Genomic DNA, 10,337 nt, shown 5'->3' on the forward strand with positions numbered 1-10,337 from the left:
AACCTTATGAGTCTCCATGATTTCCTTCCAGGTATATGTGTCTTCTTCCATCATACGTAGTGCACTCAGTTTTTGTTCGATCGAATGCCAACTTCTCGCCATAAAAAAACACTCCCCAATAGAATAAACAGATTTGTTATTTCATCTGTCTACCTATTGGGGAGCATATCACATCTAATTCGGTCGTCCTTTTGATTAGATTAGAATGGATGTTTGTTTAGCCAGTGGCCGCCGTCAAGAGAGATACAATCTCCGTTCAAGTAGCGCATCTCGTCAGAGGAAATCCAATAGGCCAAGTCAGCGATTTCTTCCGGTGTCCCAAAACGTCCGAGCGGTACGTTGCGGCGAATCCGCTCCACTTCTTTCACATGGGACACGAGTTTTTCCGCACCACCTGTCCGTTCAATCGGTCCTGGGCTGATTGCATTGACACGGGCACCGAACTGATAGCCCCATTCGACTGCGAGCGTTCTCGTCAAATTCAGGACGCCCGCTTTCGCCGCCGCACTCGGTGCGACACCAGGCCCTGCCTGCCATGCATACGAGGCGACCATGTTAATAATTGACCCGCCTCGCAATTCTTCTGCTTCCCAATGTTTCCCGAGAACATGGGTACAGTTGAATGTGCCGTTCAAGACGATGTCAATGACGCTCGCCCAACCGTTCGGAGACAAATCAAGTGTCGGACAGACGAAATTACCTGCCGCGTTGTTGACGAGTGCGTGAACCGGTCCGTAAGCGGATACGATGTCAGCGAGTGCTTGAGCGCATCCTTCATAATCACGAACATCATGCTGCACACTCATCGCTTGACCTGCTTCAATAGCGTTCAGTTCGTTCATCGCTTCAAGTAGTCGTTCCTCGTTTCGACCACTGATGGCGACATTCCATCCTTCTTGTTTAAATTTTAATGCCATGGCTTTCCCCATACCAGACGATCCCCCGGTAATCCAAATCGTTTTCATATTGATTCCCCCTTGAAAATGAATGGTCGTTCATTCTATGTATTCGTCTTCTGATTTGAAATTCCTTCAATCAGATGTCATTTGGTGTTGAATCATTTCTTCGACAAGAAGCGTATATAGAATATGGTACGATTGAAGTGCGTAAGATGATATCAATCCGGTAGAGGGGAATGCTAAGCCATGAAGCGACTGTTAGGAATAACACTTTTCAGTATATTTGTTTTGATAGCGCTCGTTTTTACGAATATGGGAGATGATGATTTGTCCGAACCGATTGAAAAGATGACGAATTCTCAAGTCGAAACAAAGACAGCTCCTGAGATGACTGTGGGCGAACTAAAAGGTATCTTAACTGATTTCCAACGCGATGTGGCCCCGCAAATCAAGAATGATTTCGAACGGAAGTTGGCGGAACGAATGTACGTGGAGATGAGTATATTTGATGAAAGCATTGATATAAACAAGCTCATAACGCGCGCTTCAGAGCAAGCTGATTTTGAACGTGCTTGGTTGACTCATGCGAAAGACGAGTATGGGGTCGTCGTAACAGATGAAGAAGTCGATGGTTGGATTGAACGAGGACCTGATGCGGAGGTAGTCGAGTCACAAAGACGGTATGCCGAGGCAAAAGAAATGAGTGTATATGAGCTGAATCATAATTATTATCGCGATCAATATGTGAAATGGGTTGTTTGGGAAAAACTAATCCCACTCATCACGGAACGATACGAAGAGTCAAGTGAGCAAGTGCTTGACAACAATCGACTCATCGAGCTTTACGAAAATGAAGTGAAGGATACTTTATATATCAATGATACGTTAATCAGCCCGACTCATTTGAGCCGGGCTACTGTTCATTTCATTTGTTTCAATTGTTCTAAGCCAAGTTCACGATCGATTGCATACATCGTACCGGCGACCTTCTCACCCCAATACGGGTCTGAGGCGTAGAAGATGTTAATTCCTTCTTGTTTGTTACCAGGGTAATCTCCGCGTGCGTATTGACCTTTTACATATTTTGTGGCGAACAGTTCGGCAGCCGCGTCAACGCTCGCTTCAACCGTCTCAAAGGTTGTGGCATTGCCGCTCGGGTCGTCATCTGTTGCCCGGAATCCGAACAAGTTACGTTTTTCCCGTGCGATGTCGGACGTCCCAAACCTCGACTCATGACCGGCTACAGCGAGTAGGAATAAGGCATTGATGCCATATGTCTCTTCCGCACGTTTGAAGGCGTCACCCTCTCCAGCGAGTGGCGAGTCGATGGATTGTAAATACTGATCGAACGCTTTGACGGAATACGGTGACGATGATCGTATTGAAGCAAATTGATAGGGAGAGTCGAAGACGTCTCGGACACGTTCCGTATAAAAACGATCTTCTGAGCGCTTCTCTGTCGGTCCGACAAGAAACGTGCCGGCGAGATTCGCATTCGCCTCAACGGAATGATATACATCACCATCTCGAATCTCGTAATATCCACGTCTTTCTACTACGGCTTCTGGGAACAATGCCATCTGATCAGGCTTTATATAGACGTCTGCGCCTGAGATGCGTACTTTCAAATGGTCTTCGCCTCGTTCAAGGAGTTGAAGTCTTGTACCACCAGCGACATAAGACTGACGTTTTTTAAACGATTGATCTTCGTAAAGGTTCGTGATGGCATCGCTTGGAGTCACGACCACACCGGTGCCTGTGAAGTCGAGAACTTCTCCAGAAGGAGAGAATAAGGTGCGGTTATTTCCCGCTGCCATATAGCGTTTTGCCTCAGCAAGAGATTCGAACGACCGTGTGACACGGTCTCCGTTCGTGACGGTTTCGACAGTATACGTGTCTTCACGGGCGGACTGAATCCATAAAAATGCGGCGATGGCGAGACTAAGCGTCGCAATCATCGGCCAAATCGTACGTTTTTTCTTTCGTTTCAATCAGATCACTTCCAAACTTTTGAATTGCCAAACGAGTTGATTTAGTCAACAATTTGATGGAGAAGGGGGAAATCAGTATGAAAATTGGAACGCGGACGTTAAAAACCGCGGTCGCAGCGGGTATCGCAATGCTCATTTCCGAGACGATTCATCTTGATTATTTTGTATTTGCTGCTATTATCGCCATTTTGAGTATTCAAGAGACACGCAAGAAATCCATTCGCGCCTCGTATGAACGTGTCATGGCGAGTCTTCTCGCCATCGGGATGGGCGCCGCGATGTTTACGTTACTAGGTTATTCACCAGTGACGCTCACATTTTATTTTGTCATCTTCATTCCGCTCGTACAACAACTGAAACTGCAAGATGGACTCATTACGAGTGTCGTGATCTTGACGCATCTCTATACCGAGGCACAGTTTTCACTCGAATTGTTCATCAACGAGTTATTGCTCATCGCGATTGGTGTCGGGGTCGGACTCGTCGTCAACATGTATATGCCGACGCTAGACCGTGAAATCGAGCGAATCAAAGATAGTATCGATCGATCGCTTGCCGTACTCTTTTACGATGTGGCAGCCTGTGTCGAGACCGGTGTGTATAACAACCATTCGATGATGCTGATCAAGACACGGGACTATTTGAAAGAAGGGAAAGATTTGGCCCTTCGTCGTATGGGTAACTCCATCGGGAAACGGAATGAAGACATGGACTATCTCTACTTCCGGATGCGGGAGCGACAATACGATATTTTGAAGCGGGTTGCTGATAACGCAAGAGAAATCACCATGGTCGTCAATGAAGCAAAACCTGTTGCAACATTTTTGCGTCGCGTAGGGGACCACGTGAACGAGCAGGCGGACGCTTCCGTCTTTCTGCAAGAACTCGAAGAAATGATTGAACATTATCGAAAAAACGTACCTCTCCCCACAACACGTGAAGAATTTGAGGTACGCTCATCTTTGTTGAACATTTTATCGGATGTGAAAAGTTATTTGATCTTGAAAGAGCGTTATATTTTGCTCTTAAAAGAACATGGTCATGCTCGAGAGAAACGTGCTGATCAAAAAGATTGAGACGATGACGATGACGCCAATTTGAATGATGCGTTGTCGTCTTTTTTGCTTTTTCTTCATAACTTGCCTCCATGTACGTGTTTGCCATCATTGTACAGAATGGAAAAGATTCGTGCAATCTAAGGGAGTTTGTTATAATGGTCAAGAAATGTTTGGATGGAGGGATGTTGTTTATGGTAAACGAGACACGTGTGCTCGACACATTTTTAGGATTGGTCGGCATCGATTCAGAAACGAAGGAAGAAGCTGTCATTTGTGAACACTTGAAAGCGGTATTCACAGAGCTTGGATGTGATGTGTATGAAGACGATGCATCAACGAAGACAGCACATTCTGGTAACAACTTAATCATCACGTTGCCTGCAACGAAAGAGAATGTTGATCCGATTTACTTCACAGCTCACATGGATACGGTGACACCTGGGAAGGGAATCAAGACGAGCATTAAAGATGGTTATGTCGTCACGGATGGCACAACAATCCTCGGTGCAGATGATAAGACAGGTCTCACAGCGATGATCGAGCTTGTTCGCGTGTTGAACGAAAAACAGATTCCACACGGTCAGATTCAATTCGTGATTACGGTCGGGGAAGAATCAGGACTCGTCGGGGCGAAAGTCTTGGATTTATCAAAAATCGACTCGAAGTTCGGTTTTGCGCTTGACTCGGACGGTCCAGTCGGCGACATCATCGTCGCGGCACCGACACAAGCGAAAGTGAACGCGAAGATTTATGGAAAGACGGCTCATGCGGGTGTCGCTCCTGAGAAAGGGATTTCAGCGATTCAAATCGCAGCAAAAGCCATCGCGAAGATGCCGCTCGGTCGAATCGATGAAGAAACAACGGCGAACATCGGACGCTTCGAAGGGGGACGTGCTACAAACATCGTTTGTGACTATGTCGAAGTACTCGCTGAGGCTCGTTCGCTCATTCATGAGAAGATGGAGAAACAGGCGGAAACGATGAAGCAAGCCTATATCGAAGTGGCGGAGTCATTCGGTGGTCGTGCTGAAGTCGACATCGACATCATGTACCCGGGATTCAAGTTTGAAGAAGGCGATGAAGTTGTCGAGGTCGCAAAACGTGCGGCGACGGCAATCGGACGTCCGACACGAATCTTGCACTCAGGTGGCGGTTCGGATGCGAACGTCATCGCCGGTGGCGGAATTCCGACAGTCAACTTAGCGGTCGGTTATGAAGAAATTCATACGACGAATGAGCGGATGCCACTTGAAGAGCTGTATAAACTCGTTGAGTATGTCGTCACGATTGTCGAAGAAGTCGCATCACCTAAGCAATAAAAAAAGAGCCGACCATTCGTCGGCTCTTCGTATGTGTTCGTACTCGTTATGCTGCGAACTCCAGAGACTCCAAAATCAACTCGTCTGTGCAATGAAGTTCGATCGCTATGTCGTGAATGCGGATAGAGGTGCCTTGTTCCTGTTGGTGCAAGCGATTCATCAAAGCCGCACGGTCTCGAATCGTCTCGTAAATGGATTCGGGTTGTTCTGCTTTGGTCATCACAAATCACATCCTTTTCAGCGATTACCACAAGTATAGCATGGAACGGACTTGAAGAAAGGACTAATTTATTTATGAAGTTACAGTTTTTAGGAACTGGATCAGGTATGCCATCAAAACAGCGTAACGTGTCAGGTCTTGCGCTCGTTTTACCGAAAGTCACCTGGTTGGTCGACTGTGGAGAGGGGACTCAACATCAGATGCTCTACACGAAAGTCAAACCACGTAAAGTGACAGCGGTATGGGTGACACATTTGCATGGTGACCATGTGTTCGGATTACCTGGATTTTTATCGACCCGTTCTGCGTTAGACGGAATGGATCCTCTCACGGTTTATGGTCCAAAAGGATTAAAGAAATGGCTCGAAGCGACACTTCGCGTCACAGGTTCTCATCTCGGTTATGAGTTGAACGTCATTGAATTCACGGACGGAGACACATTTGAGCAAGACGGTCATACGATCACTGTGCGAAAATTAGAGCATCGGTTCCCTTCTTACGGGTTTCGTGTCACAGGCCCGGAAAAACCGGGAACGTTACGCGTCCATCGGGTAAGAGAGCTTGGAATCCCAAGTGGACCTATCTATAAAACAATCAAAGAACAAGAACGGTTCGAATATGAAGGAAAATGGTACGATTCTAAAGAATACGTCACTGAACCGACTCCGGGCAAAGTCGTTGCGATTCTTGGGGACACGACGCCATGCGAGAACGCGCGATTGTTAGCAGAAGGGGCCGACCTCCTCGTTCATGAGGCGACATTCATGGAAAGTGAACAACCGCTCGCCCGAAAATATGGTCACTCGACGACGCGTGAAGCGACTACTCTTGCGAAAGCGTCTGCGGTAGGCCAATTGATTGTCACGCATATTTCCGCTCGATATGTCGGACGAGAGGAAGAATTTGAACAAGAGGTCGTTTCGGATTTTCCATCGAGTTTAGTTGCGACCGACTTTTTAGAATATACAGTGGGGGATTGATGTGACCATTCAACTCTATGTTTGGGCCGCGTTTTTAGTGATCAGCGTCCTGTTAGGTGTCCGCTTGAACCAATTGAAAGAACCGGAAGCCAATTTCTTTCCGAAGTTTTTATTTTATTCACTGCTCGGCATCGTTTCGTTTCCAATCGGTGGATTTCATATCCCAATCGGGTTTTTATTGTCTTTTTTATTCTTCCCAAAACAGAACAGCCGCTATAAATGGTATGGAGCACTTTTAGGATTTTTCTTTTTTATCGTTTTATTGTTCGTACCATTGTTTGACCAATCTGGGTTTCGTGCGGAATCGCAACAAATCGGCGCCGTTTCTGTCACGAATGAATCTTTCGATGAGATGACAGAGAAAATCTTACAACGAGTCAACAGTGACTCCATCAAGCTAGACCGAGGTAAACTTCAAATTCATCGGGATGGGGACGTTCAATCGATTGAGTATTTGCTGATGGTCGAACGAGCCGAATCGTTCCAACAAATTCGCGTGACGTACGCAGACGGCCAATTATCTTATGAACAGGTCGATGAATTACGAAAAGAATCAGGTCAGGCATTCTTTGAAAAGCTCGTCGAATTTGACCATATGTTGTCTACTTTAAGGGAACCTTCATGGGAAGAATATACAGATGTCATAGCCGCCCCAATCCTTCAACTTTCTTACGATGGGCTGTATGATATGTATACGTTCGAGAATGAGTCGATGCTCATGATCAACCGTGACAATGAGCTCGTTAAGTTCTGGCTACAACGTGAACCAGTCCTTGCTAACAGTATCCAGCTCGTCGGACTGACGCAAGAGGGACGTAGCACAGGTGAACGCTATGCGATTCTTTACAATTATTCGATACACCAACGAGAGGATTTGACAGACCAATGAAATCATATGTAACGATTGCTCTACTAGCGACCGCACTACTTGCCGGATGTGGCGGGGAAGAGGCGCAACAAGAATCGTGCGGAGTTAGTCCGACTATTTCGGTCTATAACGCAGCGACTGAGGAAACGCTCTATCAAGAGAAAAGTGTCTGCCTAGAAGAGGACGCGACTGTTCTCGATGCATTAAAAGCAACAGGACTCGACCTTGAGGTGACAGGGAGCGGTGACATGTCCTATGTGACGGCAATCGAAGGAATCGAAGAAAAATCTGAAGGAGAATCGTCAGGATGGGTATTTGCTTTCAACGGTGCACCCGGGGATGAAGGTGCGGGCGCCAAAGAAGTGGAATCGACGGATGTTATTCAATGGCGGTTCGAAGAAGATGCAGTGGCTTTCTTCGAATGAGGCAGATTGGGAGCGGAGACATCCTGTCACGCTCCTTTCCTATCTCTTCTGTCACCTTTACATATTAATGAATGTCGAAGACGTCACTTTTTTTGTGGTTGGACTCCTCTTGCTGCTCATCATTGAACGTCGTTTCCCTTGGTCAATGCTCTCCATACTGATTGCGTTTGGGTTGATTTCAATCATGCCCATCCTGATTGGTTGGGAAATTTCTTATTCATACATATGGCGTCAGCTTTTGAAATTGGCTGCCTTTTTACTCGGGATGTTATGGATTGCACGCATCATTCGTCTCGAACGATTGCTCCCGCTCTTATCGAACTTTCCACGATCGTCTTCACTCTTATACGGCGCATGGGCCCTCATTCCGTCAATGGAGCAGGCGGTACGTCAGGCAGTCAGGAGTCATCCGAGGGCATCTTGGCTAGAGGGTGTGCAAATCGGGATTGAAAGTCAGCAAACTGAGCCGAAGTTTGCGGTTGACCCGATACGGCGCTTTCGTTTAGAGGATTTGTTGCAAATCGTCCTCATTGGGATGATCGGTCTGGCTTCAATCCATCTGTTTGTCGGACTTTGGCTAATCTATCCATATCTCACGAAAGGAGGGATGCGTGATGCAATGGTTATCTACCGTTGACGGTTCGTTCGAGCATTACGTCGAACGTTACCGCCCGTATGTGATTGAGATGACGCAATCGTTCTCGGGAAAGGTTGGGCACTTACTTTCGAGCGTCGACTCTTTTCGAGGGGCGGAACTCGCTACACTATTACAAATCGACGCGCTTTATCCGAAGCGGTTTGATGCATGTTCGAGTGGAGAACAACAGATTGTTCGAGTCGCCTACGCCCTGTTAAATCGACCGGACTCCATCGTCCTGATTGAACCATTTCGGCATCTAGACCAATTTCGAAGAGAGCATTTAGAGATGTTGCTCCGCCGTATTGCTGGAATCGGGGTACAAATCGGTTATACCGAGCGAGCGAAAGAACCTTCAGGAGAAGCAACGTTCACGTTCAACGAATCGAGAACGACACCTTCCATCGATGCGACCGACGTATCTTATCGGCATCCTCTGCAAGCGACTTATGCGATTGATCACGTGACGGTTCAGATGAATGAGCCTGGACTCACAGTTTGTGTCGGGACGAACGGGAGTGGGAAGTCAACTTTACTCGAACTATTAGCTAGAAGTAGACGTCCACTTCAGGGGCGAGTGAAAAAGGGAGAACGAGCAGTCTATCTTCCTGCCAATCCAGAAGTGGGTCCGTTCCCACAAGAAGGGAAGCGACGGGTCGCCCAACTTCAATCCGTCCTACACGATCCGTCGAGTGTCCTTTTACTTGATGAACCGACCGTGGATTTGACGAGGGGAGAGCGGGATGCGTTCTTTGATGCGCTTCAACAAAAAGCAAAGTCGGCCCGCGTCATCTGTGCAACACATGACATGGGCCTCATACAGGTTGCGACGGATGTGATTTATCTAGCGAGCGGTCAAGTCGTCTTTCAAGGCGATCGGAACCTTTTTCAAGATCGGAGCACCTTATGGTCACATACGTCTTCGCGATCCTGATCGCGATCGTCGTGTTGTACCGGTTCGAAAAATCTAGAATCCCGATTCAACCACTCGTTCAATTGTTAGCACTTGCGGTCATTGGGCGTTGGCTCTTTATGACGATACCGAATGTTCAACCGACGACGGCCATGATCATGTTGACGGCCTTACTGGTCAGTTTGAACGGGGCCGCCATCCTCGCGCTTTTTGTTCCGATTTTGTCAGGACTTTTGCTTGGGATTGGTCCGTTTGTATTTTTTCAATTTTTAGGATGGCTTCTTGTCGTTGTGCTCGTCCATTTATTTCGTCCGATCCTACTGAGATCGAAAACCCTCTTCTTACTTTTTGGTTTACTATCAGGTTTTTTATATGGATGGACGACAAACTTGGCGTTCATTGAAGTGGTCGGTACGGATGTCGTGAAGTTGTTGTTACTCAGTTTTCCATTTGATTTGGCCCACGGTATTTCGAATGTCGTCTTTTTGGTCATGATTCGTACGTTATTTGAGCGCATATTCCTTCGTCAACTCGGGTAAATATACAATATTCCTATCATATTGAGTGAGGTGAACGACGGATGAGTGCATATATTAACATTACTGAAGTCGGCATGTTTCTACTCGTAGGGTTGTTGTTTATCTTGTTAAACCTTGTACTTTTAGTGAAGCGGTATACGAGAGCTCGTTTCGCCATGCTAAGCATTCTAGCGGCAAGTGTATGGCCAGCGCTGATGATTGTTCTATCAGTAGAACAGTTGAGCGTGATGGATCAATTGACCTCTGGTGAATGGTCACTAGATGCTGTGCTTGCGTGGGGGGGCGTCATATCGACAGCACTCATGACGATGATTCCAGCAGGTGTCTTTTTATATCGGCTCGTAAGTGTCTCGCGATTACATTCAGAATCTTAATAGGAGCGACCGGCGACGGTCGCTCCTCAGGCTGTTGACGAACCAAATCGCCACGTGCGATTTGGTTCGTCTTTTTTTATGTCCAACGAGCTCGAGGCGCTCTGCCCGACAAAA

Annotated in this window: 13 protein-coding genes; 10 read left to right on the forward strand and 3 right to left on the reverse strand. The window is 46.9% G+C overall.

What is annotated here, in order from left to right:
* Positions 1 to 200: 200 nt before the first annotated feature.
* Entirely contained in the window at positions 201 to 971 is a 771-nt protein-coding gene (gene fadH, locus KNO92_RS14420) for a 2,4-dienoyl-CoA reductase (protein WP_353047410.1), read from the reverse strand.
* A gap of 174 nt (positions 972 to 1,145) precedes the next feature.
* Here fadH and KNO92_RS14425 point away from each other — a divergent pair, with 174 nt between their 5' ends.
* Positions 1,146 to 1,916: a hypothetical protein gene (locus KNO92_RS14425; RefSeq protein WP_214761874.1), complete on the forward strand. Its 771-nt coding sequence runs from the start codon at positions 1,146 to 1,148 to the stop codon at positions 1,914 to 1,916.
* Here KNO92_RS14425 and KNO92_RS14430 read toward each other — a convergent pair.
* Entirely contained in the window at positions 1,820 to 2,890 is a 1,071-nt protein-coding gene (locus KNO92_RS14430) for an N-acetylglucosaminidase (RefSeq protein ID WP_251126877.1), read from the reverse strand. The two genes, KNO92_RS14425 and KNO92_RS14430, sit on opposite strands and share 97 nt — an antisense overlap.
* A gap of 77 nt (positions 2,891 to 2,967) precedes the next feature.
* Here KNO92_RS14430 and KNO92_RS14435 point away from each other — a divergent pair, with 77 nt between their 5' ends.
* The gene (locus tag KNO92_RS14435) at positions 2,968 to 3,966 is read left to right on the forward strand and encodes an aromatic acid exporter family protein (protein ID WP_214692884.1); all 999 of its coding nucleotides are present in this window, start codon (positions 2,968 to 2,970) and stop codon (positions 3,964 to 3,966) included.
* Positions 3,967 to 4,139: 173 nt separating this feature from the next.
* Positions 4,140 to 5,267 (forward strand): M20/M25/M40 family metallo-hydrolase, encoded by a 1,128-nt coding sequence (locus KNO92_RS14440; RefSeq protein ID WP_214761887.1) that lies wholly within the window; start codon positions 4,140 to 4,142, stop codon positions 5,265 to 5,267.
* A 46-nt stretch (positions 5,268 to 5,313) separates the two neighbouring features.
* Here the strand turns inward: KNO92_RS14440 and KNO92_RS14445 are convergent, their stop codons facing one another.
* Positions 5,314 to 5,487 (reverse strand): hypothetical protein, encoded by a 174-nt coding sequence (locus KNO92_RS14445; RefSeq protein WP_214692882.1) that lies wholly within the window; start codon positions 5,485 to 5,487, stop codon positions 5,314 to 5,316.
* 74 nt (positions 5,488 to 5,561) lie between these two features.
* On the opposite strand from KNO92_RS14445, the gene rnz reads away from it, so the two are divergent.
* From rnz to KNO92_RS14480, 7 genes are read left to right on the forward strand one after another with little or no spacing between them, the layout of a single operon-like run.
* Positions 5,562 to 6,467 carry a ribonuclease Z gene (rnz, locus tag KNO92_RS14450; protein WP_214761876.1) on the forward strand — a complete coding sequence of 302 codons (906 nt, stop codon included), beginning with the start codon at positions 5,562 to 5,564 and terminating at the stop codon, positions 6,465 to 6,467.
* Position 6,468: 1 nt separating this feature from the next.
* Positions 6,469 to 7,356 carry a hypothetical protein gene (locus KNO92_RS14455; RefSeq protein ID WP_214761878.1) on the forward strand — a complete coding sequence of 296 codons (888 nt, stop codon included), beginning with the start codon at positions 6,469 to 6,471 and terminating at the stop codon, positions 7,354 to 7,356.
* Positions 7,353 to 7,760, forward strand: a complete 408-nt coding sequence (locus tag KNO92_RS14460; RefSeq protein WP_214761879.1) for a DUF4430 domain-containing protein — start codon at positions 7,353 to 7,355, stop codon at positions 7,758 to 7,760. Before KNO92_RS14455 ends, KNO92_RS14460 begins: the two co-directional genes overlap by 4 nt.
* Positions 7,711 to 8,397 (forward strand): hypothetical protein, encoded by a 687-nt coding sequence (locus KNO92_RS14465; RefSeq protein ID WP_251127139.1) that lies wholly within the window; start codon positions 7,711 to 7,713, stop codon positions 8,395 to 8,397. Before KNO92_RS14460 ends, KNO92_RS14465 begins: the two co-directional genes overlap by 50 nt.
* Entirely contained in the window at positions 8,375 to 9,331 is a 957-nt protein-coding gene (locus KNO92_RS14470; RefSeq protein WP_214761881.1) for an ATP-binding cassette domain-containing protein, read from the forward strand. The genes KNO92_RS14465 and KNO92_RS14470 overlap by 23 nt, the downstream gene beginning before the upstream one ends.
* The gene (locus tag KNO92_RS14475; protein WP_214761883.1) at positions 9,304 to 9,849 is read left to right on the forward strand and encodes a hypothetical protein; all 546 of its coding nucleotides are present in this window, start codon (positions 9,304 to 9,306) and stop codon (positions 9,847 to 9,849) included. The genes KNO92_RS14470 and KNO92_RS14475 overlap by 28 nt, the downstream gene beginning before the upstream one ends.
* 41 nt (positions 9,850 to 9,890) lie before the next feature.
* Positions 9,891 to 10,223: a hypothetical protein gene (locus tag KNO92_RS14480; RefSeq protein WP_214761885.1), complete on the forward strand. Its 333-nt coding sequence runs from the start codon at positions 9,891 to 9,893 to the stop codon at positions 10,221 to 10,223.
* Positions 10,224 to 10,337 lie beyond the last annotated feature (114 nt).

It is taken from the genome of Exiguobacterium sp. s129 (assembly GCF_018617585.1).
Lineage (GTDB): Bacteria > Bacillota > Bacilli > Exiguobacteriales > Exiguobacteriaceae > Exiguobacterium > Exiguobacterium aestuarii_A.

Coding starts and splice junctions, on each gene's coding strand:
- KNO92_RS14440 (WP_214761887.1), top strand. CDS start 4,140: ATGGTAAACGAGACACGTGTGCTCGACACATTTTTAGGATTGGTCGGC.
- KNO92_RS14480 (WP_214761885.1), top strand. CDS start 9,891: ATGAGTGCATATATTAACATTACTGAAGTCGGCATGTTTCTACTCGTA.
- KNO92_RS14460 (WP_214761879.1), top strand. CDS start 7,353: ATGAAATCATATGTAACGATTGCTCTACTAGCGACCGCACTACTTGCC.
- KNO92_RS14445 (WP_214692882.1), bottom strand. CDS start 5,487: ATGACCAAAGCAGAACAACCCGAATCCATTTACGAGACGATTCGAGAC.
- KNO92_RS14425 (WP_214761874.1), top strand. CDS start 1,146: ATGAAGCGACTGTTAGGAATAACACTTTTCAGTATATTTGTTTTGATA.
- rnz (WP_214761876.1), top strand. CDS start 5,562: ATGAAGTTACAGTTTTTAGGAACTGGATCAGGTATGCCATCAAAACAG.
- KNO92_RS14435 (WP_214692884.1), top strand. CDS start 2,968: ATGAAAATTGGAACGCGGACGTTAAAAACCGCGGTCGCAGCGGGTATC.
- KNO92_RS14475 (WP_214761883.1), top strand. CDS start 9,304: ATGGTCACATACGTCTTCGCGATCCTGATCGCGATCGTCGTGTTGTAC.
- KNO92_RS14465 (WP_251127139.1), top strand. CDS start 7,711: ATGTTATTCAATGGCGGTTCGAAGAAGATGCAGTGGCTTTCTTCGAAT.
- KNO92_RS14470 (WP_214761881.1), top strand. CDS start 8,375: ATGCAATGGTTATCTACCGTTGACGGTTCGTTCGAGCATTACGTCGAA.